Genomic DNA, 23,899 nt, shown 5'->3' with positions numbered 1-23,899 from the left:
GAGAGCCGCGCGGCCATGGATGGCCGTCCGCGGCGTGCCCACGGAACGGCGCCGGAGGGAAGGGACCCTGACGCAGTCAGGGCCAAACCAGGAGCAAGCGGTTTTCCTCCATTTTGCCAAGACAAAATGGAGTCGCCCGTACGGGGCGAAACCCTAGCTCCCAGCCTACGCGCCAACGGATCTGCTCCGATCTCAGCGGCGCCCTTAACCAGGCTATACGGGTCCCGAAACCGAGGGCTGATCCATTGGCGACGGTGACGCTGCCTCACATCGAATGCATCCCCTGAGCGAGCGCGAGGATCAATCAAAGGCAACGCAAGGAACTCGCCCTCAAGCCGAATTCCCTGGAAGCTTCGCAATCACCTTGATTTCAAAATCGAACCCGTACAACCAAGTCACACCCACCGCCGTCACCGTGGGGTAGGGCGCTTCGCCCCAGAACTCGGGAACAACGCTCCAAATGGTCTCGAAACGCGTCTGCGGATCCACGATAAAGACCTGCACATCGATCACATCATCGAACGTACACCCCGCTTCTTTCAGGATCGCATTCAGGTTGATGAACGCGCGCCTGACCTGCGCCGTGAGTTCGGGCTCCGGGGAGCCGTCCTCGCGGCTGCCCACTTGCCCCGAGACGAACAGCAGGCCATTGGCCTTGACCGCTGGGGAATAGTGGTTGCGCTCGTACAGCGCTTGCCGACCTGGTGGAAAAACAACCTCACGAACTGTCATGTGAATCTCCAGCAATGGGCCGAAACCGGCCCGTAATGAGGGCTGCGCAAGAAAGGTTCGGGTCGTGGGGCATGCCGGGAAAACGGCCACGCCCACGGCCCAGCGGCCTTACGTGCGTAGCCGGACGATGACGTGACTGTAAGGGGGTTGCATCGGCTCGATAAACGCGCAACCGTGTGCAGCACTGTTTGTGAATTCCAAACAATCCCATTGGATTGCGGAGGCGTGATGGACCGGTTCGATGCGATGCAGGCGTTCGTTCGTGTGGTCGAAACCGGCAGTTTCACCAAGGCCGCCGAAACCCTGTACATGAGCAAAACCAGTGTGACCCAGTTGATTCAACAGCTCGAAGCGCGTCTGCGGGTCAAGCTGTTGAACCGCACTACGCGCAAAGTCAATGTCACGGCGGACGGCGCCGCTTATTACGACCGGGCAGTGCGGGTGCTGGCCGACGTGGACGACGCCGAAACCAGCCTGTCCGCCGCCGCGGTGCTTCCCCGAGGGCGCCTGCGGGTCGATGTGCCCAGTCCCTTTGCCCGATTCATCCTGATCCCGGCACTGCCCGCGTTTTACGCGAAGTACCCGGATATCCAGATCGACTTGGGGGTCAGCGATCGCAGGGTCGATCTGATCGGTGAAAACGTCGATTGCGTGGTGCGCGGCGGCGAGCTGACGGATCAATCCCTCATGGCCCGACGCATCGGTGAGCTGCAATTGCGCGTTTACGCATCGCCCAGCTACCTGCAACGCGCGGGCACGCCGCACCATCCCCGCGATCTGGAAGACCCACGCCATCGCATCGTCGGCTATCGATGGGCGCGCACCGGTAAGCTGTTTCCCATCGTCACCCGGCGTGGCGACGAAACCGTTCCTGTACAGAGCCGCTACGCGCTGGCCGTTGATGACGGCAACGCTTACATCGCTGCCGGGCTGGCCGGTGTGGGCGTGCTTTGGCTGCCGACGTACATGGCCAGAGAGGCCGTAGAGAGAGGCGAATTGCTGCCGCTGTTCGAAGATTGGCAACTGGACACGATGCCAATGTTCGTCGCCTACCCACCCAACCGACACATCAGCCTCAAATTGCGGGTGTTCATCGATTGGATCGTTGGCTTGATGGCGGCGGTCGAGTGATGGCAAACCAGGTGCTCGACGAACGAACTGCACGTATCGGTCCCGTTCGGTTGATAATGGTCGGCTAAGCCATTCACTCAGAGACCTGCTGGCAACCTGATTCATGAAAACAGCCGTAGAAACCCAGACTCCCTCCCGCGCGCCTCGGCGCTTGCTGAAACTGTTGCTGGCAGTGCCGAGTGCGCTGATCCTGATCGTGCTGGCGTTCTTCGCCTGGCAACAGTTTTTTCCGGTGCAGGCGAGCGAGGGGTGGCGGTATCAGGTGCTCCACGACGATGTGTTCAAGGCGGCCTCGATGGTGATCAATTCGGACGGTTCCCTGGTCGTCAGCCAGGAACTGCGCGACGGCAAAGGCAGCATTTTGCGCATTCGCGCGGATGGTCACCGAGAGACGGTGGTGGGCGGCCTTTCCAAGCCCGACGGAATGGTCGCCGCTCAGGGGGGATGGGTGTTCAGCCAGGAAGTCGAAGGCGCCATGGTCAACTTCTTCAAGGATGGCCAGATCAAAGGGTTGTTCAAAGGCGCCAGTGTGCAAGGGCTGTGGAACGAGGGTGACGCACTGTATGCCATCGAAGATCGTAAGGGTGATGGCCGTCTGATGCGTTACCGGTGGAGCGACCAGTCGTTGAAAGTGCTGCGCAGCGGCCTTTCGGAGACTGAATCCATTACCCGCTGCACCGACGGGCGAATGCTCTACACCGAGAAGGAGAAAGGGGTGATCCACCAACTCACCGAAGACGGTCGCGACCCGGTGGTCCTTGGCGGTTTCAACCAACCGACCTTCCTGATGTGCGACCAACGTGGCTTGTGGATCAGCGAAGACTCGACCCACCGCGCGCGCTTGTTGCTCATCGACCCGCAGGGCGCTCAACACACCGTGTTGTCGTTTCTCAAGGCGCCGCAGGCCATCATTCCCACTGGCCGCGGCACGTACCTGCTCGCCGAAGGAGGGCGCGACAGGATCCTGGAGCTGACGCCCGATCGCTGACTGGAAATGCTACCTGCTCCAGCGCAGCAGCATCCCGGCCTCAATCCAATCGTCGACACAGGTAAGCTTGCGTCTGGTAGGGGAACTCAACCACCTCGCGCCCGCGCAGGGCCGGATGCGTCTGGATCAATTCGCGCAATTGCGCAGTGACCTCGGCTTTTTCAGCCTCCGGTAACGCGGCGATGAAGCTGACTGAAAGAAAGCGGTTCATGATCACGGTTTCCGCTGAGCCGCTGTGGTGATAGTTGAAGCAGGTCAGTTCGGGCTGGCCGAAGCAGTGTGAATCCTGGAAGGGGCGGCGCCACTGGCCGGTGTGGAAACGGGGTGTGTCCCCTTCGTAAGGCGTGATGATGCGGGTGATCTCGGCGACCCAGTCCACCGACTCGTCACGCACGTTCCACACCAGCCCCAGGCGTCCGCCGGGAACGAGCACCCGATGGATCTCGGCCAAGGCCGTGTCGTCAGCGAACCAATGAAACGCCTGTGCGCAGACCAGCGCATCGACGCTGCCATCGGCCAGGGGCAGGGATTGCGCCGTGCCATCGATCACGGCAATGCGCGGCAATCCCCTGGCAAACTCGCGCCGCATGGCCTCGACCGGTTCCACCGCAATCAGACGCTCGGTCAGCGGTTCCAGCAGCCGGGTGAACTTGCCCGTGCCAGCGCCCAGATCGACCACCGAACGCTGATCATCGATGCCCAACGTATGCCGGAGCCAGTGCCCCAGTTCATCCGGGTAATCCGGTCGTCCCTGGGTGTAAGTAGCGGCTTGCGTCGAAAAACCCACCTGTGCAGCGTTGTGAACGACTGACATGAACAACCTCCTGTGCGTGAGGAAAGGGCAGAAGCAGTATGGGCCAGTCGGGCGAACGATTCAGCTCGGATGGCGGTTTCTGACGCAATCTTCATCAGATGGAGGGTGCGCTTGCGATGGCGACACGTTCGCGGCGTGCCGCATTGCCACACAGAGAACGGTCATCGCTGCCTGCGAGGGTGAACGCACTGGCGCAGCCGTCGAGGTAGCGAACAGTGCCATCCGCCAATTCGATGCGGATCTGCGCGGGCTGGCCGATCAGCGACTTCAGCTCGGCACGCAAGTGGCGTTCGCGACGACACCGGCGGCTTCCAGAAAGGGAGGGTATTCGGCCAGTTGCGTGGGCGCCAACGGCCGGGCGAAGTGGTAGCCCTGGGCAACATCGCACCCGGCGAGCTTCAGGCACACCACCTGTTCGCGGGTTTCGACGCCCTCGGCCACAACGGTCAGCCCCAGGCGTTTGGCGAGAATGATGGTGGAGGACACGATCGGACTGTCGTCCGGGCTGTTGGACAGCGGGGCGATCAACGCGCGGTCGATTTTCAGCTTGGTCAATGGCAACGACTGCAGATGGGCGAAGCCAGCATATCCCTTGCCAAAATCGTCGAGGCTGATGTTCAGCCCGGCCTGACGCAGACGCTGCAACTGCTCGATGGCGCGGCCTTCCTCATCGAGCAGCGTGGTCTCGGTGATTTCCAGTTCCAGCCACTGCGGGGCCAGGTTGTGGCGGAAGAGTTTCCTCAGCACCCGGTCGCTGAAATCCGCCTGATGCAGTTGAATGGCCGAGACATTGACCGCCAGCCGCAGTTTGCGCCCTTCGGCGTGCCAACGCGCCAGCGTCTCACAGGCCAGTCGCAACACTTCCCAGCCCAGCGCGGTGATGAAGCCGCTGCGCTCTGCCAGCGGAATGAAGCGGTCGGGGTACAGCAGGCCGAACTCGGGATGCTCCCAGCGCACCAAGGCCTCGTAACCATCGACGACCATCGTGTCCAGCCGCACTTGCGGCTGAAAATGCAGAACGAACTGGCGCTCGTTCAAGGCGTGGCCGAACGCCTGTTCCAGGATGAATTCTTCGACGTCCGCCACGTTCAGCGACGGGTCGAAAAAGCGGTACTGGCCCCGACCTGCACGTTTGGCCGAGTACATCGCGGCGTCGGCACTGCGGATCAGGCCTTCGACGTTCTGGCCGTCGCGTGGGCAGATGCTGACCCCTACGCTGGGGCTGGTGGTGACTTCGTGCTCGCCCAGTGAGTAGATCGCCGACAGTTTCTGCACCAGCATCCGGACCCAGGCGTCGATCTGTTCCTCGGAGCGCTCGCCGGCCAGCAGCACGACGAACTCGTCGCCGCCGAATCGGGCCGCTTCGTCGTTGGGCTCCAGCAGGCGTTGAATACGTCCGGCCACGGCTTGCAACAACATGTCGCCGACCTTGTGCCCCAGCGAATCGTTGATCGATTTGAAGCGGTCCATGTCGATGAACAGAATCGCCATCAGCCGACGCTTGCCGCGCTGAGCCGACAGGGTGCGTGCGGCGACTTCAAGGAACTGGCGACGGTTGTGCAGGCCGCTCAGGTGATCGGTCGCGGCCGCATGGCTGCTGCGCCGGTGCGCGTCTTCGAGTCGGTCGATCAATTGCTGATTGACCTGCTGCGCCTGCTCCAAGGCGTTGAACGCCTCCTGACCCTTGCGCAACCCACGCAGTGTCCAGACCATCCCGCCAAGAATCAGCAGGGTCATGCACAGCGTCAGGCCCAGTTGCCGATCATAGGTCAGACGAGACGAGGCCAGTATTTCGTCCTGGCTCTGGCTCACGACCACGCTGAACCCGCGCTGGGGCACGCGCTGGTACAGGCTTTGGTAGTCGCGCGCGCCGCTGCGTTGAAGCAGTTGGCCGGTGGTGTCTGCGCCGCTGGACACTTCGGGAATCAACGGCACCCCCGACACGACGATGCCGGTATTGCTGATCCGCAAGCGTTCGTGGCCGGCGCCGTCGACCCATCGCATCATCCCGGTCTGGCCGAGGTCGAGGTGTTCGAACAGCGTCGCGAGATAACCCAGGTTCAATTGCACGACCAAGACCCGGTCCATGCTGCCGGTAGCCGTGTCACCCAGCGGTAACAGAAACGACAGGGGTGGGCGGGGTGGGGTGGCCTCGATCCGCTCTGGCAGCGAATTGGGCAGCAACGGTGTCAATCCGAACTGCGCGCTGTGCCGGTCGAGTTGCGTGAGCCAGTCGGTGGGCAACTGGCCCGGCGCATCGACGGTGGTTGCCGAAAGGAGGGCGCCGTCGCGGCTGTAGACTGCCACGCCGTCGAACGCGGGGTCGTCGGCGAGCGGGCGTAGCAGCCCGGTGTGGCGCTCATCCAGGCTGCGCACAGCGTCTTGGGAAAGGCTTGCGACGGCCTGGGCCCGGTCCACCCGTTGAAGCAGGCTCTGCGCGGCGATGGTGGCCAGGTTAAGGTGTTCAACGGCCTTGGCCGCCAGCGCGTCGCGACCGGACATGGCTTTCTGCTGAGCACAGACTGCCCAGAGGAACAGCAGCGTCGCCGCACTGAGCGTGATCAGCAGCCATTGCAGGAAGTTGAGGGAAGAAAAGGATCGGCGGATCACCGTGTAAAGCCCCTGCCGCGAAGTGATGGCAGAGTAATACTGCTTTGTGACACCTGCGTGACCGGCCCATCGGGTATCACCGGCGGATGGACAACCGATGGCTGAGGAAGCGGTGGTCTGCCGAAAACAGTCGGCTGAAGGTCAGCACCACCGCACACACCGTGCCCAGGGCGGAACCGGCGGCAATCAGGAACATGATCACGATCTGGTAGCGCACCGCATCCACCGGGCTCTCTCCGGCGAGCACCTGACCGGTCATCATCCCTGGCAGGCTGACGATGCCGACCACGGTCATCTGGTTCAAGGTAGGCATCATGCCGGCGCGCACCGCCTGCCGCGCGGCGCGTTGTGCGGCTTCCCAGCGGCTGCCGCCGAGGGCGAGGATCATGTCGATGGTTGCGCGCCCCGCGACCAATTCCTGGGTCATGCGCTCGATGCCCAGTGCCACGGCCGTCAGGGTGTTGCCCAGGATCATCCCCAGAATTGGAATCGCGTATTGGGGCTCGTACCAGGGGCGGATCCGAATGATGACGAACAGGCCGATGGCGGCCATCAGCCAAGAACTGCCCCAGATCGACACGATGCTGTCCAGCCGTTGTCCAGCGTAGGTACGTTTGCCCCGACCCGCCGCTGAGACTCCAGCAATGAGCGTCATCAGGCACATCAGCGGCAGGACGACGTACCAATGTGCGTTGCCGAACACCCAGCCGAGCAGATAGCCGATGGCCGACAACTGGACGACCGTGCGCACTGCGGCCCAGAGCAACTGCCGGCCCAGGCCGAGCTTGAGCAGCAGTGAAAGGGCACCGTTGATCAGAATCAGTGCGGCGGCAATGGCCAGATCGAGGGGCGTCAGGTTCTGGTAGTTCACGGCTGCCGCTCCCGCAAGGCACCCTTGGCCATGGTGAGGTGCCGAGTGCTCATGCGTTCGGCTTGCTCGGGGTCGTGCGACACCCAGACATAGGCTCGGGCGCCAGCGTCCGCTTGGAACCAGTGCAGCACCAGTGCCTCGACCGCGGCGGCCGATTGCGGATCGAGGGCGGACGTTGGTTCGTCGAACAACAGGACCCGAGGCTCCAGTTGCAACGTGCGCACCAAGGCGACGAGTTGTGATTCTCCCCCGGAAAGCTCGGCAACGGAGCGGTTCAGGAACACTGGCTCCTTGCCCGCCTGCGCCAGCAGATGGATTGCCCGTTTTAGGTCGAAAGCGCGTCCCTTCAAGCTTTTGAGGGAATAGGGCAGTTGCAGGTTGTCGAGCACCGACCCCTCGATCAGCGCCGGGCGCTGGGCGAGGTAGCTCACGCAGGTGCGAAAGGCGGGAATGGCGTCGGCGCGGAGCGGCCGCTGCAGCCACAGCAGCTCGCCACCGCTGGGCGCGTCGAGCAGCGCGAGGGTCCGCAGCAGCACACTTTTGCCCGAGCCGGAGGCGCCCGTGATCGCCACTTGGTCGCCTGGCATCAAGGTGAAGTGTGTGGGTTGCAACAGCAGGTCATGCCCGTCCGGCGCTAGACGACTCAAGTGCCGGGTTTCAAGCAGAGGAAGGGGGGAGGCGCTCGACGACACGGGACTTCCTTCTCAACGGGGGAACTGTCAAAGCAGTATTGCCCAGCCCGCGTACGCCGACCATCGTGTCGTTAGGGGAGGCCTTGGTGGCCGGGAGGCCAAGGGCAATAGCGCCGCCTGCAACGCCGACGTACCTAAACGTCGAGCGTGCAGGCGCTTTCGGCGAGGCGCCCCACCCGCTTTGGCTGACTAGGCCGGGCCCAGCGGAGGGGTACGCGGCGGAATCAAACGCCTGTTGCCCGTCGACTCGAACGCCGCACCCAGTTTCAACAGCGCCGAGTCGTCATAGGCGCGCCCGGCGAAGGTCAAGCCGACCGGCATGCCGATGTCCGCCATGACGCCCATGGGCACAGTGACCGTAGGGACGCCCAGATGACGAATGGCAAGGTTGCCGTTAGCCACCCACACGCCGTTGCTCCAGGCGATGTCTGCGGCTTGCGGGTCGACGTCGGCGTTGGCCGGTGCGACGTCAGCGACGGTCGGGAACAGCACGGCATCCAGGCCCAGTTGGTCCATCCAGTCTTCCAGATCCTGCTTACGTGTGCGTTCCAGGCCGCGCAAGCCGTCCGGCAAGGTAGGGATCTTGTCCCATGGCGTAATGCCGCGCTCGGCCATGCGCACGTACTCGTCCATGCCCGCGGCCAGGTCGCCTTCGCGGTTGGGCAGGGTGCCGGGATCGTGGGGGAAGATGTTCGGGCCATCGACGTCCACCAGCCGGTTCAGTTTCGGGTCGTCATTGGCCCGCAGGAAATCATCGAACGCCCAGGCTGTCAGGTCCCACAGTTCGTGATGGAGGAATTCTTTGGAGACGATGCCACGGTTGTACACGGTCGGCGCACCCGGGCGGTCGCCTTCGCAATTGGAGACCAGTGGGAAATCCACCTCGATCACTTGGGCACCCGCCGCTTCCAGGGCCTGGCGCGCAGCCTCCCACAGTTCGATCACCGACGCCCGCGTGCGAATGCGCTGCCCAGTGGGACCGCCAATGCCGGGCGCTTCGCTGGTGCCGGCGTCGGGATCGGCATTGATGTACATGCGGGGAATGCCGAGGCGCTTGCCGGCCAGCGCTTCTGCGCCCACGCGAAGCGCTGCATAGGTGTCAGGGCGAACCGACGCCACCGACGGGATCGGAACCCAAGGCTGCAAACGCCAAAGATCACCGCGGGTGTCCGGGTCCGGCGCGACCACCACATCGAGCACCTCCAGCAGGTCAGCCATGGTCCGGGCGAAGGGCACGACCACGTCCATGGTGGGCGTTAGCGGCCAGTTGCCACGGACCGAGATCACGCCCCGCGACGGGGTGTAGGCGCACAGCCCGTTATTGGATGCCGGGCCGCGGCCGCTGGACCAGGTTTCCTCGGCCAGGCCGAACGCCGCGAAGCTGGCGGCCGTCGCGGTGCCCGCGCCGTTGGATGAGCCCGACGCAAAAGGCGCGGTCAAGTAAGCGGCGTTGTACGGGCTCTCCGCACGGCCATAAACGCCGCGCTGCATGCCGCCGTTGGCCATCGGTGGCATGTTGGTCTTGCCCAGGCAAATGGCACCGGCGGCGCGCAGACGCTCGATGGTGAACGCGTCGCGGTAGGCGATCAGGTCGGCGAAGGCCGGACTGCCCGAGGCGGCGGTCAGGCCCTTGACCAGGTAGCTGTCCTTGGCGGTGTAGGGAATGCCATCGAGCGGCCCCAGGGTGTTGCCATTGGCCCTGCGTTCGTCCGCCGCTTGCGCTTCCCGCAGCGCCTCAGGGTTACGCACCACCACCGCATTGAGCGCGGTGTCCGTGTCGGGGCCGTCATAGGCATCGATACGTGCCAGATAGGCTTCGACCAATTCCACGGAGGTGGTGCGGCCGGCCGCCAGGGCAGCGCGTAAGTCGGCGATGGAAACTTCGGTGACTTCGATCATGTTGCCACCGGCGAGAGAGAGGTGTTGATAGGGCTGTTCATGGTGCCTTCCTGTTCATGGCCTGCCGATGTCGGTCGAAGCAGGCTGTACGTGTCATCCGCGAGCGGTATTTAACACCAAGTCAGGCAGCGGAGGCAGAGGCAGTCGGCGCTCACCCATGAACCCTTGGACGGGAAAGGCGCAAAGGGCGCCTTCAGACCTGCGTCTGCGGCGGGTCGTCCTTGCGACGACGCAGCAGGGTCCCGCGTTTCCAGTGCCAGCCAAAGCGTATTCCCGGCGCCTCGATGTAGCGATGGGTGAGCATCGACACCACGATGACCGCCACCACCACGAACAGCATGAGCAGGTTGTCGTTCAAGGTGCTGCCGGTGCTCAGGTAGCGCGTCATGAGCCCGCTGTCCTGCGCTGGCTTGTCGAGCAACAGTGGAAGACCGGCATATTTCGACGCCACCGCCAAGGCCGACCCCAGGACGAAGATCACCGCCGCATGGGTCAGGTAGATCGACAGCCAGAGGTTACCGAGCGCTGGGAATAGCCGCAGGCTCAACAGCCGCGAGACGATCCCGGCTTCGTGGGAAAAGATCAGAATCGCCGCGCAGAACAGCAGGCCTAGTTCGACCGTTATCGGACCCTCGACTTCGGTCATCACGAAGCCGATCATCCCCAGGATGGCGATTTCCAAGGTGCTGCTCACCAGAGGGCCGGGGGCCGAGTCACGCAGGCGCACGTACAGGCGATAAGTGAAAGTCCCGGCGAAGAAGCACGCCGCCCCCCAGAGGACGTTGCGCGGAATCTGCGTGACATCCAGATACAACGCCACGAAAGCCGCCGCGCACACCAGCAGGCACAGCGTGCGTGCCAGCCCAGGCAGCGCAACCATCAAACATCCGAAAAGAAGCCACAGGTAGAACTGCACGCTGATCAGCCAGGCCGGGTAATTGAACGAGAGCGCATTGAAGGTTGGCCACCAGGCTTGAATCAGCAGCAGGTTTGGCAGGATCTCACGTGGCGCGCGGTCGCCGCTGAAGGCGGGATAGCTGAGGGACAAACCGTAGCGCTCCAGCAGCAGTTTCAAGCATTCGAAACCGATGAAGAACAGCAGCACGGCAACATGCAGCGGCATCACCCGGCAGACACGGCCGATCATGAAGTCCCTCAGTTCGCGTGCGCTGCTCAGGTAGCTGACATAGCGGCGATAGATGAGAAAGCCGCTCAGCGCGAAGAAAAATCCGGCGAACTGGCTGGCATTACGAAAAAACGTGAGCTCGGTGATGCTGCGTTCAATGTGCGAATGATGAACGACCAAAGCCACTGCACAGAGGCCGCGGAAACTGTCGAGCACGAGAAATCGCTTCATCTGACGGGTCCTTTTGTAGATGAGTGTAGAGCGTGGCTGGCAGCGAGCTATCCCGCGCGGACGCGCGCAGGCAAGGCAGATCACAGGCAGGAACACAGCGCGGGGAGGTTACCACCTTCGGCACGGACGGCTGATGAATGGTGGGGTTGGCTTGAGGAAGGGGCGCCAACTGCAGGGGAGTATGCCTCAGTCCGCGAGGCGACTGCTAACCGGTGGTCGCGATGCTCGTCGTTCGGCTGCTTCGAAGATTAATCCCACTATGTGGGATGCAAATTTACATATTGAGAATTAACCGCTTAGGGGGGTATAGTCCGCCCACACCACCACCCATCAATAACAATCAGGTGAAGCCATGCAGGCGCAATTGATCGCGCTCGATTGGGGGACGACTTCCTTACGGGCGTACCGGCTCGGCGAACACGGCCGAGTGCTGGAACACCGCTCGCTGAACGCGGGCATCATGCAATTGCCGTCGACGCCTCGGTCCATCGCTGGACAGCTCTGTACAGACGGATTCGAATTGGCTTTCGACGAGGCCTGCGGCGATTGGCTCGATGCCGAGCCCCACGTACCGGTCATCGCCTGCGGCATGGTCGGCAGCGCCCAAGGCTGGCGCGAAGCGGCGTATCGGGAAACCCCGGCCAGCGTCAGCGCGTTGAGTGGCGCGCTGGTCACTGTGCGCAGCCTGCGCGGCGTGGACGTGTACATCGTGCCGGGCGTGCTGCAACGCTCGGCCCTGCCGAACGTGATGCGCGGCGAAGAAACCCAGGTGCTGGGTGTCCTCAGTGCGCTGCGGAATCACTCATCTTCTTTACTGATCGGGCTGCCGGGCAGTCATTCGAAATGGGTGAGGGCGGTGGAGGGTCGCATTGAACATTTCGATACCTTCATGACCGGCGAGGTTTACGCTGCACTGTCCACTCACACCATTCTCGGGCGGACGCTTCAACGCGGCGAGGCCTTCCACGAAGCGGCCTTTGATCGTGGCGTTGCGGTGTCGCGCTCACCCGAAGGCGCTGCCGGCCCGCTGTCGACCATTTTCAGCACCCGCACCCTGGGCCTGACGGGCGCGCTGTCCGCGACTGAACAAGCCGACTACCTGTCCGGGCTGTTGATCGGTCACGAACTCCTCGCGCTGGCCCAATTGCTCCACCGGTCCGGCGCTGAGTTGCCTGACGTGATTCTGATCGGCAACGGCCCGTTACTCGAACGTTACCAGCGAGCGTTGAACGCTCATGGCTTTGCTCAGGTGACGTTTGCCGAGCAGGCCACCGAACGCGGTCTTTGGCAAGTTGCACTGCAAGCCGGTCTGATCGCCCCTCTTTCTACCGTCGCGCCCCGGCGCCATCCCATCGAGAATTGACATGCTCAAACACGCCCTCGCGCAAAACGGCCTGGTCGCGATTTTGCGCGGCCTGCGCCCGGAAGAGGCCACGCAGATCGGTGAAGTCCTTTATGCCGCCGGTTTTCGGGTCATCGAAGTCCCCCTCAACTCGCCACAGCCCTACGACAGCATCCGCTCGTTGCGTCAGAGCCTGCCTGCCGATTGCCTGATCGGCGCGGGCACGGTGCTGACGCCGGATCAGGTGCGTCAGGTGAAGGCGGCAGGCGGGCAGGTCATCGTCATGCCGCACAGCGATCCCGAGGTGCTCCGGGCAGCCAAGGCCGAAGGCTTGCAGCTGTCCCCGGGGGTCGCCACGCCGACCGAAGCCTTCGCGGCATTGGCCAATGGCGCCGACGTCCTCAAGCTCTTCCCCGCCGAACAGATGAACCCCGCCGTGGTGAAGGCCTGGCTGGCGGTACTGCCTGCCGGCACGCTGCTACTGCCAGTGGGTGGCATCACCCCGGACAACATGCAGGTGTTCCTGGAAGCGGGGGTGGCCGGTTTCGGCCTGGGGTCGGGCCTGTTCAAGCCGGGCATGAGCGCGGCGGATGTCGCCGAGCGCGCCCAGGCGTATGTCGCGGCCTGGAACCGTCAGCGCCGGGCGAATGGCTGATGAACAGGCGTGGCCCCTGCTGACAGGTGGCCGTGACGCTGCGTTTTCGATTAGGCGTTTTCGAATAAGAGAGAAATGAAATGAAAATCACCAAACTGACCACCTTCATCGTGCCGCCGCGCTGGTGCTTTCTAAAGGTGGAAACCGACGAGGGTGTCACCGGCTGGGGCGAGCCGGTGGTCGAGGGACGGGCGCACACCGTCGCCGCGGCCGTGGATGAACTGTCCGATTACCTGATCGGCAAGGACCCGCGCAACATCGAGGACATCTGGACGGTGCTCTATCGCGGCGGCTTCTATCGCGGCGGCGCGATCCACATGAGCGCGCTGGCCGGCATCGATCAGGCGCTGTGGGACATCAAAGGCAAGGCGCTGGGCGTGTCAGTCAGCGATCTGTTGGGTGGCCAGGTGCGGGACAAGATTCGCGTGTATTCCTGGATTGGCGGCGACCGGCCGGCGGACACCGCGCGTGCCGCGAAGGAAGCGGTGGCCCGCGGGTTCACGGCGGTGAAAATGAACGGCACCGAAGAACTGCAGTTCCTCGACACCTTCGACAAGGTCGACCTGGCGCTGGCCAACGTTGCCGCGGTGCGCGATGCGGTGGGCCCGAACGTGGGCATCGGCGTGGATTTTCACGGTCGCGTGCACAAGCCGATGGCCAAGGTGCTGATGAAAGAACTGGACCCATTCAAACTGATGTTCATCGAAGAACCGGTGCTCAGTGAAAACTACGAAGCACTCAAGGAGCTGGCGCCGCTGACCAGTACCCCCATTGCGCTGGGTGAACGCCTGTACTCGCGCTGGGACTTCAAGCGCGTGCTGAGTGAAGGTTACGTCGACATCATCCAGCCCGATGCATCCCACGCCGGCGGAATCACCGAAACCCGCAAGATCGCCAACATGGCCGAAGCCTACGATGTGGCGCTGGCGCTGCATTGCCCGCTGGGACCGATCGCGCTGGCAGCCTGCCTGCAACTGGACGCGGCGTGCTACAACGCGTTCATCCAGGAACAGAGCCTGGGTATCCATTACAACGAAAGCAACGACCTGCTCGACTACGTCAAGGACCCGCACGTGTTCGACTACGAGAAGGGCATGGTGAGGATCCCCAACGGTCCGGGCCTGGGCATCGAGATCAACGAGGAATACGTCCAGGAACGCGCCGCTGTTGGCCATCGCTGGCGCAACCCGATCTGGCGCCACGCGGACGGCAGTTTCGCCGAGTGGTGATCAGGCTCGGGCAGGCGGGGTGCGCTCGTCCCAGAGGGGATACTGCGCATCCTGGCCGGCCCAGCCGCCTGGATCATCCGCCGTGGGAAGCCGGAAAAGGCCAACCCGACCCACCGCGGCTCTTGCAGACCTCAGACAACCATAAAAAGAGGCTCATCTCCCATGCGCACACAGACCTTGTCGCCGGCGCGGGCGATCACCGCCACGCCGACCCGCAAACGTTATTTCATCATGGTCCTGCTGTTCATCACCGTGGTGATCAACTATTTGGACCGTAGCAACCTGTCCATTGCCGCTCCGGCACTGACCCGCGAATTGGGTATCGATGCCGTGCATGCCGGGCTGATTTTCTCGGCCTTTGGTTGGACCTACGCTGCCATGCAACTGCCCGGCGGCTGGTTGGTGGATCGCGTGCCGCCGCGCGTCCTCTATGCCGTCGCATTGGCGCTGTGGTCCATCGCCACGATATGCCTGGGTTTCGTCGGCAGCTTCGTCGGTCTGTTCGTGTTGCGTATGGCCGTTGGAGCACTGGAAGCCCCGGCGTACCCCATCAACAGCCGTGTGGTCACCGCTTGGTTTCCGGAAAAAGAGCGGGCCACGGCCGTGGGCTTCTACACCTCCGGACAGTTCGTCGGGCTGGCGTTTCTGACGCCGATCCTCGCGTGGCTGCAGACCGCGTTCGGCTGGCACATGGTGTTCGTCGTCACCGGCGGCGTCGGTGTGCTGTGGGCGGTCATCTGGTACTGGGTCTACCGTGAGCCCCGGGATTTCAAGGGGGTGAATCAGGGGGAGATCGACCTTATCAAGGCGGGCGGCGGTCTGGTGGACATACAGGCCGAGTCGGCGAAATCCGGTTTCAACTGGGCCGATCTGGGCATCGTCCTGAGCAAGCGCAAGTTGTGGGGGATTTATCTGGGGCAGTTCTGCCTCAACTCGACGCTGTGGTTCTTTCTCACCTGGTTCCCGACTTACCTGGTGAAGTACCGGGGCATGGATTTCATCAAATCCGGATTGCTGGCGTCCTTGCCGTTCCTGGCGGCCTTCATCGGCGTGCTGTGTTCGGGCTTTTTCTCCGATTGGCTGATCCGTCGCGGCCATACGGTGGGCTTCGCGCGCAAACTGCCGATTATCGCGGGGCTGCTGATTTCCACTTCGATCATCGGCGCCAACTACGTGGAATCGACCCCTTTGGTGATCGCTTTCCTGGCGCTGGCGTTCTTTGGCAATGGGCTGGCGTCGATCACGTGGTCGTTGGTCTCGACGCTGGCGCCAGCTCGTTTGCTGGGCCTGACCGGCGGCACCTTCAACCTGATCGGTAACCTGTCGGCCATCGCCACGCCCATCGTGATCGGTTTCCTCGCGGCGGGTGAATCCTTCGCCCCGGCGATCACCTACATCGCCGTGCTGGCGCTGCTCGGGGCACTGTCTTACATCCTGCTGGTGGGGAAGGTCGAGCGGATCGAGTTGTAAGGTTGGCACTGCACAGGCTGGCGACGATAATGCCGCCAGCTTTCCGAATCGATAAGGCGCGACATGCACGACTCTTCCGACACCACGCCGCCCGCCAGCAAAGACGCCGCCCCCACTGGCACGCAAACCCTGTTGCGTGGTTTGGGCGTGGTGCAGGCCGTTGCCCGCGGCGCCCGGGACCTCAAGGAAATCGCCCAGTCCATTGGTACCACCCGCAGCACCACGCACCGTCTGGCCAGTTGCCTGGTCGAGGAACGCTATCTGCGGGTGTTGCCACAGGTTGGTTATGTTCTGGGCCCCAAGCTGATCGAATTGGGGTTTCAGGCGCGAGAGGAGCTGCCGCTGCCGATGTTGGCCCGGCCTTTCCTTGATGAACTGTCGGCGTTGACCGGCGACACAGTGCACTTAGCGATCCGTGAAGGCGATGACGTGCTGTACCTGCACAAGAATCCCGGCCGCAACGGCCCCGAAATGCGCTCCAGGGTCGGCCACCGCATGCCGTTGGCGCGGACCGGTATCGGAAAGGCGTTGTTGCTGGACAGCCCGGAAAGCGAATGGCGGCGTCTGTTCGAGATCAGCGTACCGGAAGGGGGTAGAAACCCATTGTGGCCCGCCTATCAAGAGCAGACTTGGGAGCAGGTCTGCGCGCGGATGCACGACTACGTGGAGGGGGGCTACGCGTTCGATCTGGAAGACAACGAACCGTCGATCCGCTGCGTCGCGGCACCGATCCGGGACGCCAGCAAGCACATTGTGGCCGGTATCAGCGTCGCTGGCACCGTGCCCTATATGCCGTTGGAAAAGATGACCGAGCTGGTGCCGGTGATCAAGGACGTCGCGGCCCGCTTGTCAGCGGAACTGGGCGGATGATCCCTCATGCCCCCAGACACGCTGAAGCCCATCCGATCGTCCTCACGCATCATGGGAGCACAGCGTCGATGACGCTGCCAGCGAGCGTGAGGGCGACCAGGGACAGGCAGTTCTCGGTGATGCTCAGGCCTTCAACGTTGCCATATCGATCACGAACCGATACTTCACGTCCCCGGCGATCATCCGGCTGTACGCTTCGTTGATGTGTTTGATGTCGAGCATCTCGATGTCGCAGCGGATGTCATGCTCGGCACAGAAGTCCAGGACTTCCTGGGTCTCGGCAATACCGCCGATCAATGAACCGGCCAGGACGCGACGCTTCATGACCAGATTGGCGGTGTGCAGGGCCGGGTCGACCGGTTCGATCAGGCCCACCAGAATGTGCACGCCGTCGAAGCGCAGGGTCTCCAGGTAGGGGTTCAGGTCGTGCTGCACCGGAATGGTGTCCAGCAAGAAATCGAATTGCCCGGCGGCCGCTTTCATTTGGGCTTCGTCGGTGGAGACGATCACGTGATCTGCTCCTTGGCGCCGAGCTTCTTCGGCCTTGCTTGCGGAGCGGGTGAAGAGGGTCACTTGCGCGCCCATCGCCTTCGCGAACTTGATGCCCATGTGGCCCAGGCCGCCCATGCCCAGCACGCCGACCTTGTCGCCGGCCTTGACGCCGTAGTGCTTGAGTGGGGAGTAGGTGGTGATCCCCGCGCAGAGGATCGGTGCCGCGGAGGCCAGGTCGAGTTTCTCCGGAATGCGTACCACGAAGTGCTCGCTGACCACGATGCTGCTGGAGTAACCGCCCATGGTGTTGGTGCCGTCGATGCGATCGGGGGCGGCGTAGGTCAGGGTCGGGCCTTCCAGGCAATACTGTTCCAGATCCGCAGCGCAGGCTTCGCACTGACGGCAGGAGTCGACCATGCAGCCGACACCGACCAGATCGCCGACTTTGTGGCGGGTCACGTTGGCGCCCACTTCAGTGACCTTGCCGACGATTTCATGGCCAGGCATCAGCGGGTAAACGGCGATGCCCCATTCGTTGCGCGCCTGGTGAATGTCGGAGTGGCAGACCCCGCAGTACAGAATGTCGATGGCGACGTCATCCGGACGCGGGCTGCGGCGGTTGAAGGTCATGGGGGCGAGGGGCGTGGTGGCTGACTGGGCGGCATAACCGATGGCTGTGTACATGGTGAACCTCGCTAGAACGTGAAAATAGAGGCTGTGCATTCTGCTCAGGGCTGTTGCCAGCGACCATGACCATTCCTACGCGTGTCATGCCTAATTCTCCGGAATCGCACCGACAGGGGCTGACTCTCGCCACGTATCTGCGATGATGGCAGTGTCTAATCCTATGTCCGGTCGTTCGATGCCCCTTTCTCTTCATACCGATGCCAATGACACGCTGGTGTCGCTGATCAAACCGCTGGCCACATGCCCTGGTTTTGTCGACACGCGCGTCGGCGGTGTCCAAGTCATGTCCTGGAATTATTACGTTGCCAGCAGCCCGCAGATTTACGAGCCGAGCCTGGTGGTGCTTGCCCAAGGCAGCAAACTGGCGCGTCTGGGGTCGCGCACGCTCGAATACGGCGCGGGCCACTATCTGGTCCAGGCGCTGTCGGTGCCGTTCATGTGCGAGACCTTCGCCACTGAAAACGAGCCGATGTACGGTGTCGCAGTGTCCATCGACCGGACCGTGTTGAGTGAACTGGTTCAGTCCATGGGGCAGGCCCCCGGTGTGACGGTCAAGGCGCAGACGCCGGAATCCATGAGTTCGGCGGCCATGGATGAGTCGATGCGCGAAAGCGTGGAGCGTCTGCTGCGCTGCCTGCACGATCCGCTGGATGCTCAAGTGATCGGCGCCGCGCGGGTTCGCGAAGTGCTTTACGCCGCTTTGCGCGGGCCGCAAGCCGGTGTACTGAGGGCTCTGGTCGAACAACAAGGGCATTTCGCTCGAATTGCGGCCGCCCTCCAGCACCTGCGGGATCACTACAATGAGGCGTTGAGTGTCGACGACCTGGCCCGGTGCGCCAACATGAGCGTGTCGACTTTCCATGAGCATTTCAAGCGCAGCACCTTGCTGTCGCCGGTGCAGTACCTCAAGCGGCTTCGGCTGCTCAAAGCGCAGCAGATGCTGATCGGAGAGGGGCTGGGTGTGGCGCAGGCCGCGCACCGAGTGGGCTATCAGAGCACGTCGCAGTTCAGCCGCGAATACAAGCGGTACTTCGAGCGCAACCCAGGCGAGGAGGGGGCTTTACTGCGGATCTCGGCGTGAAGCGGTCACCTGTTCCAGGAACGCGCGTGCCCGCGATGGCGATCTGTCGGCAACCGATGTGTTGACCGGCACGATGCTGTCGCGGGCAGGCGCGCTCCCACAGAGGGCGCTTACATATTCGGGTAAGTCGGCCCGCCGGCGCCTTCCGGGGCCACCCACGTGATGTTTTGCGAGGGGTCCTTGATGTCGCAGGTCTTGCAGTGCACGCAGTTCTGCGCGTTGATCTGGAACCGCTTGGTGCCATCCTCCTGAGTCACCACCTCATACACGCCCGCAGGGCAGTACCGCTGCGCGGGTTCATCGTACTTGGGCAAATTGACGTTGATCGGAATGCTGGGGTCCTTGAGCTTCAGGTGGCAGGGCTGTTCTTCTTCATGGTTGGTGCCGGAGATGAACACCGAACTCAGCTTGTCGAAGCTCAGCTTGCCATCGGGCTTCGGGTAGTCGATGCGCTTGGCATCGGCTGCCAGCTTCAGGCAGGCGTAGTCGGGCTTGTTGTCGTGCAGCGTGAATGGGATCTTGCCACCGAAGAGATTCTGATCGATGAAGTTGAAGGCGCCACCAAGAATCGGGCCGAACTTGTGGATCGCGGCGCCGAAGTTACGGCTGGCGAACAGCTCTTCGTGCAACCAACTGCCTTTGAAGGCTTCGACGTAGGCATTCAGCGCTTCACCGCCTTCGTTCCCTGCGAGCAGCGCATCGGCCACTGCTTCAGCGGCCAACATGCCGGACTTCATCGCCGTGTGGCTGCCCTTGATCTTGGCGAAGTTCAGGGTGCCCAGGTCACAGCCGATCAACGCGCCCCCGGGGAAGACCATCTTCGGCAGCGAGTTCAAACCGCCCTTGCAGATCGCGCGGGCGCCATAGCTGATGCGCTTGCCGCCTTCCAGGTATTGCTTGAGGACCGGGTGGTGCTTGAGGCGCTGGAACTCGTCGAATGGCGACAGGTAGGGGTTGGCGTAGGACAGGTCGACAATCAGGCCGACCACGACCTGGTTGTCCTCCAGGTGATAGAGGAAGGAGCCGCCGGTGTTCTCGGTGCCCATGACATCCAGCGGCCAGCCAGCGGTGTGCACCACCAGGCCCTGCTGATGTTTCGCCGGATCGATTTCCCAGATTTCTTTCAGGCCGATGCCGTAATGCTGGGCATCGGCTTCGCTGTCCAGATTGAAGCGCTTGATCAATTGCTTGCCGATGTGGCCACGGCAACCCTCGGCGAACAGCGTGTATTTGCCACGCAGCTCCATGCCGGGGGTGTACATGCCTTCTTTAGGCTGGCCTTCACGGTCGACACCCATGTCACCGGTGAGAATCCCGCGGACCACGCCGTTCTCGTCGATCAGCGCTTCCTGCGCCGCGAAGCCAGGGTAGATCTCGACGCCCAGGTTTTCGGCCTGCTGCGCAAGCCAGCGGCACAGGTTGCCGAGCGAGATGATGTAATTGCCTTCGTTGTGCATGGTCTTGGGCACGAAGGCGCCTGGGACTTTGGTCGACGCCTCGCTGCTGGTCAGCACGTAGATGTCGTCACCTTTGACTGGCGTGTTCAGAGGGGCGCCGAGTGCTTTCCAGTCCGGGAACAGCTCATTCAGGGCGCGAGGTTCGAACACTGCGCCGGAGAGGATGTGGGCGCCGACTTCAGAGCCTTTTTCGACCACGCAGACGCTGATTTCCTGGCCAGCTTCGGCGGCCTTCTGCTTCAGACGGCATGCGGCGGACAGCCCGGCAGGGCCGGCTCCGACGATGACGACGTCGAATTCCATAAATTCGCGTTCCACTGGCTATCTCCTGATCAAGGCTCGAACGGTATTTTTTTATAAGTCGTAAAAAACCGACACGACGGAGGCTGTCATTCCGGTGTCATCTCAAAGGGGCGCATTATATCTACACCACCTTGGAGGTCCAATACAAACGTTTGTTTGAATCAGCTGAAACCCTGATAAATCATAGGGAGACGGCTCATGACTGGCATTTTTGTCGTATTGACCGGAATAGGTCTTCCGGTCAAGATACGGGCGGTTTTGCGCTTGCCGTAAGCTGATCAAGGGTCTGAGAGCCCCTTTGAAAACGGCACGAAAAGCCGTGCGGCGCGCCCCCTAAAGGCTGTCGCATCGGCTAGCGGGTGCAGTTTACACGCGCGGCCAGAATATGACGTGGGTTGCGGCGGGTGAGCGGTTGTTTTTTGCTGAACTCCCCGTTAAGCAACCACGAATACGCTGTTTTCAAAGGTGTTCTTTACACTGACGTGTATCCATCGCCAGCCAGGTCTGGCGACTTCTTTTCACCGGAGAGTACCGAGGAATCCATGAAGGTTCTTGTAGCTGTCAAACGAGTGGTCGACTACAACGTCAAGGTCCGCGTCAAAGCGGACAACTCCGGCGTCGATCTCGCTAACGTCAAAATGTCGATGAACCCGTTCTGCGAAATCGCCGTGGAAGAGGCCGTTCGCCTGAAAGAGAAAGGCGTTGCGACCGAAATCGTCGTCGTCACCATCGGCCCTGCCACCGCTCAGGAGCAACTCCGTACTGCGCTGGCGCTGGGCGCCGACCGCGCCATTCTCGTTGAAGCCGCCGAGGAACTGACTTCCCTGGCCGTGGCCAAGTTGCTCAAGGCCGTAGTCGATAAAGAACAGCCTCAACTGGTCATCCTGGGCAAGCAGGCCATCGACAGCGACAATAACCAGACCGGCCAGATGTTGGCCGCCCTGAGCGGTTACCCTCAAGGCACCTTCGCCTCCAAGGTCGAGGTGTCGGGGGACAAGGTTGCCGTGACGCGTGAAATCGACGGCGGCCTGCAGACCGTTTCGTTGAATCTGCCGGCGATCGTCACCACCGACCTGCGCCTGAACGAGCCGCGTTACGCATCGCTGCCCAACATCATGAAGGCCAAGAAGAAACCTCTGGAAACCCTCACCCCGGATGCGCTGGGCGTTTCCATTGCCTCCACCAACAAGACCCTGAAGGTCGAGGCCCCGGCTGTCCGCGGCGCCGGCATCAAGGTCAAGTCGGTTGCAGAACTGGTCGAAAAACTGAAGAACGAGGCGAAGGTAATCTAAATGACTATCCTGGTTATCGCTGAGCACGAAAACGGCGCGATCGCTCCCGCCACTTTGAACACCGTTGCCGCCGCCGCCAAGATCGGTGGCGATGTCCACGTCCTGGTGGCCGGCCAAAACGTCGGCACCGTTGGCGAGGCGGCTGCGAAAATCGCTGGCGTGGCGAAGGTGCTGGTCGCTGACCACGCGGCCTACGCCCATCAGTTGCCGGAAAACGTTGCACCCTTGATTGCCGAACTGGCTTCCGGTTACAGCCATGTGCTGGCGCCTGCCACGTCCAATGGCAAGAACACCCTGCCTCGCGTGGCCGCGCAACTGGACGTCGACCAGATCTCCGAAATCATTTCGGTGGAGTCTGCCGACACCTTCAAGCGTCCGATTTACGCCGGCAACGCCATTGCGACCGTTCAGTCGACGGCGGCCATCAAGGTCATCACCGTGCGCGCCACCGGTTTCGATGCCGTGGCCGCTGAAGGTGGCTCCGCTGCCGTCGAAGCTGTTTCGGCCGCTCACGATGCGGGCAAGTCGTCCTTCGTCGGTGAAGAGCTGGCCAAGTCCGACCGTCCTGAGCTGACCGCTGCCAAGATCGTCGTTTCCGGCGGGCGTGGCATGCAGAACGGCGACAACTTCAAGCATCTGTACGCGCTGGCGGACAAACTGGGTGCTGCGGTGGGTGCCTCCCGTGCTGCGGTCGACGCCGGTTTCGTACCGAACGACATGCAAGTGGGGCAGACTGGCAAGATCGTTGCGCCTCAGCTCTACATCGCCGTCGGTATCTCCGGTGCGATCCAGCATTTGGCCGGCATGAAGGATTCTAAAGTGATCGTCGCGATCAACAAGGATGAAGAAGCCCCGATCTTCCAGGTGGCTGACTACGGTCTGGTCGCGGACCTGTTCGAAGCCGTACCGGAGTTGGAGAAGCTGGTTTAAACCCGCCGCCTGACTTATAAAGAGAACCCGTTCGTTTCGGGCTGTCCGACCGCGCTGATCATCGAGCTTCATTGATGTCGACGCGGTCTGCAGCCTTCGACGAGCGGGTTTTTTATTCGTTTGAAGGAAAGGAAGATGGCCATGTCGTCGCCAAGGCAGACGCTGACCGCACTCGTCGCCGGCCTGTTGTTGTGGCCGGCGACCAGTGCCTTCGCCGCAGGGAAATGTGATCGGCTGGTGGTGACCGGCAGCCCGGATGCGCCCCCCTACCTGTGGCGCGATCCCCATGATCCTGTGCATCTGATGGGCGCCAATGCCGATCTGCTCAAGGACGCCGCGACGCAGATGGGGGTCAAGGTTGAGGTGCTGTATGGCGGCAAACGCAGTCAGGCGCTGGAAGAAGTGCGCTCGGGTCGTGTGGATTTGCTGGCAGACACGCCACTGAATACCAATGAGCTTGAAGCCCTGGATTTCATCCATCCCCCCATCGCGCAGAACGAGATCATGGTCTGGACCCGCTCAGGGCATGCTCAGCCGTTCAATGCCTTGGCGGATCTGCACGGGCATCCGGGCGCCATTTCGGAAAAGACCCGCATCACCCCCGGTTTTGAAAGCGCCATCAAAGAACACCTTGCCGTCGAGCGGCAGCCCAACCTGACTCAGACTTTTCAGAGGCTGATGATGGGACAGGTCGAATACGTACTTGCCGGTCGCTACGCCGCCATGGCGCTGACCCAAGCGCTGGCCATCGACAAGGACCTGCAGGCACAACCCCTTGCGCTGGACCGTCCTGGGCTGTATCTGGCGTTGTCGTTCAATTCCGCCTGCAACGAGCCTTGGCTGCGCGGACAGTTGGCGAAAAAGATGACAGAATTGGCGGCTTCCGGTCGTGCAGCCGAAGCCATCTCGCGCAATCTCGAATTGTGGAAGGCCCAGCTTCAGCAGCCGACCAGCGTTACCCATCCGTAGGGCCACCCATCAGTAGGAATGTTTTTTT

21 protein-coding genes are annotated in these 23,899 nt (G+C 62.3%); 11 read left to right on the top strand and 10 right to left on the bottom strand.

All coding sequences use genetic code 11. The features are described from left to right. Positions 1 to 330 precede the first annotated feature (330 nt). Positions 331 to 732, bottom strand: coding sequence for a RidA family protein (locus DBP26_RS17485; protein ID WP_108238763.1), 402 nt, complete (start codon positions 730 to 732; stop codon positions 331 to 333). Between the two features lie 228 nt (positions 733 to 960). Between DBP26_RS17485 and DBP26_RS17480 the strand changes: the two genes are divergently transcribed. Continuing rightward, on the top strand, positions 961 to 1,863 hold the full coding sequence (locus DBP26_RS17480; RefSeq protein ID WP_108238762.1) for a LysR family transcriptional regulator: 903 nt from the start codon (positions 961 to 963) through the stop codon (positions 1,861 to 1,863). A gap of 103 nt (positions 1,864 to 1,966) precedes the next feature. Further along, positions 1,967 to 2,851, top strand: coding sequence for a hypothetical protein (locus DBP26_RS17475; RefSeq protein ID WP_256602159.1), 885 nt, complete (start codon positions 1,967 to 1,969; stop codon positions 2,849 to 2,851). Between the two features lie 40 nt (positions 2,852 to 2,891). On the opposite strand, the gene DBP26_RS17470 is transcribed toward DBP26_RS17475, so the two are convergent. The 7 genes from DBP26_RS17470 to DBP26_RS17440 form a co-directional block, all read right to left on the bottom strand. Further along, positions 2,892 to 3,665 (bottom strand): class I SAM-dependent methyltransferase, encoded by a 774-nt coding sequence (locus DBP26_RS17470; protein ID WP_108238761.1) that lies wholly within the window; start codon positions 3,663 to 3,665, stop codon positions 2,892 to 2,894. Positions 3,666 to 3,759: 94 nt separating this feature from the next. Further along, positions 3,760 to 3,948, bottom strand: a complete 189-nt coding sequence (locus DBP26_RS26975) for a hypothetical protein (RefSeq protein WP_158541449.1) — start codon at positions 3,946 to 3,948, stop codon at positions 3,760 to 3,762. Continuing rightward, positions 3,933 to 6,275, bottom strand: a complete 2,343-nt coding sequence (locus tag DBP26_RS17460; RefSeq protein WP_108238759.1) for an EAL domain-containing protein — start codon at positions 6,273 to 6,275, stop codon at positions 3,933 to 3,935. Before DBP26_RS17460 ends, DBP26_RS26975 begins: the two co-directional genes overlap by 16 nt. A 76-nt stretch (positions 6,276 to 6,351) precedes the next feature. Then, positions 6,352 to 7,146 (bottom strand): iron export ABC transporter permease subunit FetB, encoded by a 795-nt coding sequence (gene fetB / locus DBP26_RS17455; protein WP_108238758.1) that lies wholly within the window; start codon positions 7,144 to 7,146, stop codon positions 6,352 to 6,354. Next, complete coding sequence (locus tag DBP26_RS17450) at positions 7,143 to 7,838, bottom strand: ATP-binding cassette domain-containing protein (RefSeq protein ID WP_256601782.1); 696 nt, start codon at positions 7,836 to 7,838, stop codon at positions 7,143 to 7,145. Before DBP26_RS17450 ends, fetB begins: the two co-directional genes overlap by 4 nt. Positions 7,839 to 8,027: 189 nt before the next feature. Further along, a complete protein-coding gene (locus DBP26_RS17445; protein WP_108238757.1) occupies positions 8,028 to 9,737 on the bottom strand; it encodes an amidase in 1,710 nt (569 codons plus the stop codon). 193 nt (positions 9,738 to 9,930) lie between these two features. Then, positions 9,931 to 11,094, bottom strand: coding sequence for an acyltransferase (locus tag DBP26_RS17440; RefSeq protein WP_108238756.1), 1,164 nt, complete (start codon positions 11,092 to 11,094; stop codon positions 9,931 to 9,933). A 352-nt stretch (positions 11,095 to 11,446) separates the two neighbouring features. Between DBP26_RS17440 and DBP26_RS17435 the strand changes: the two genes are divergently transcribed. The 5 genes from DBP26_RS17435 to DBP26_RS17415 all read left to right on the top strand — a co-directional run bounded on the left by DBP26_RS17435 (position 11,447) and on the right by DBP26_RS17415 (position 16,660). Beyond that, positions 11,447 to 12,457, top strand: a complete 1,011-nt coding sequence (locus DBP26_RS17435) for a 2-dehydro-3-deoxygalactonokinase (RefSeq protein WP_108238755.1) — start codon at positions 11,447 to 11,449, stop codon at positions 12,455 to 12,457. Between the two features lies 1 nt (position 12,458). Then, entirely contained in the window at positions 12,459 to 13,091 is a 633-nt protein-coding gene (locus DBP26_RS17430) for a 2-dehydro-3-deoxy-6-phosphogalactonate aldolase (RefSeq protein WP_108238754.1), read from the top strand. Positions 13,092 to 13,171: 80 nt separating this feature from the next. Continuing rightward, the gene (dgoD, locus tag DBP26_RS17425) at positions 13,172 to 14,320 is read left to right on the top strand and encodes a galactonate dehydratase (protein ID WP_108238753.1); all 1,149 of its coding nucleotides are present in this window, start codon (positions 13,172 to 13,174) and stop codon (positions 14,318 to 14,320) included. A 162-nt stretch (positions 14,321 to 14,482) separates the two neighbouring features. Continuing rightward, positions 14,483 to 15,790 (top strand): MFS transporter, encoded by a 1,308-nt coding sequence (locus DBP26_RS17420; RefSeq protein WP_108238752.1) that lies wholly within the window; start codon positions 14,483 to 14,485, stop codon positions 15,788 to 15,790. A gap of 63 nt (positions 15,791 to 15,853) precedes the next feature. After that, the gene (locus tag DBP26_RS17415; RefSeq protein WP_108238751.1) at positions 15,854 to 16,660 is read left to right on the top strand and encodes an IclR family transcriptional regulator; all 807 of its coding nucleotides are present in this window, start codon (positions 15,854 to 15,856) and stop codon (positions 16,658 to 16,660) included. Between the two features lie 123 nt (positions 16,661 to 16,783). Here the strand turns inward: DBP26_RS17415 and DBP26_RS17410 are convergent, their stop codons facing one another. Next, positions 16,784 to 17,836, bottom strand: a complete 1,053-nt coding sequence (locus DBP26_RS17410; RefSeq protein WP_108238750.1) for an NAD(P)-dependent alcohol dehydrogenase — start codon at positions 17,834 to 17,836, stop codon at positions 16,784 to 16,786. Between the two features lie 178 nt (positions 17,837 to 18,014). Here DBP26_RS17410 and DBP26_RS17405 point away from each other — a divergent pair, with 178 nt between their 5' ends. Next, positions 18,015 to 18,920 carry an AraC family transcriptional regulator gene (locus DBP26_RS17405; RefSeq protein ID WP_108238772.1) on the top strand — a complete coding sequence of 302 codons (906 nt, stop codon included), beginning with the start codon at positions 18,015 to 18,017 and terminating at the stop codon, positions 18,918 to 18,920. Positions 18,921 to 19,030: 110 nt separating this feature from the next. Here the strand turns inward: DBP26_RS17405 and DBP26_RS17400 are convergent, their stop codons facing one another. After that, complete coding sequence (locus DBP26_RS17400; protein WP_108238749.1) at positions 19,031 to 20,695, bottom strand: electron transfer flavoprotein-ubiquinone oxidoreductase; 1,665 nt, start codon at positions 20,693 to 20,695, stop codon at positions 19,031 to 19,033. 527 nt (positions 20,696 to 21,222) lie between these two features. On the opposite strand from DBP26_RS17400, the gene DBP26_RS17395 reads away from it, so the two are divergent. The 3 genes from DBP26_RS17395 (at position 21,223) to DBP26_RS17385 (ending at position 23,871) form a co-directional block, all read left to right on the top strand. Continuing rightward, positions 21,223 to 21,972, top strand: a complete 750-nt coding sequence (locus DBP26_RS17395; protein WP_108238748.1) for an electron transfer flavoprotein subunit beta/FixA family protein — start codon at positions 21,223 to 21,225, stop codon at positions 21,970 to 21,972. Continuing rightward, complete coding sequence (locus DBP26_RS17390) at positions 21,973 to 22,902, top strand: FAD-binding protein (protein ID WP_108238747.1); 930 nt, start codon at positions 21,973 to 21,975, stop codon at positions 22,900 to 22,902. Positions 22,903 to 23,043: 141 nt separating this feature from the next. Beyond that, positions 23,044 to 23,871 carry a transporter substrate-binding domain-containing protein gene (locus tag DBP26_RS17385; protein ID WP_108238771.1) on the top strand — a complete coding sequence of 276 codons (828 nt, stop codon included), beginning with the start codon at positions 23,044 to 23,046 and terminating at the stop codon, positions 23,869 to 23,871. Positions 23,872 to 23,899: the final 28 nt, after the last annotated feature.

It is taken from the genome of Pseudomonas sp. RIT409, from assembly GCF_003052515.2.
In the GTDB taxonomy this organism is placed as follows: domain Bacteria; phylum Pseudomonadota; class Gammaproteobacteria; order Pseudomonadales; family Pseudomonadaceae; genus Aquipseudomonas.
The sequence above is the reverse complement of the archived record's forward strand: the minus strand, read 5'-3'. Positions and strand labels throughout refer to the sequence as shown.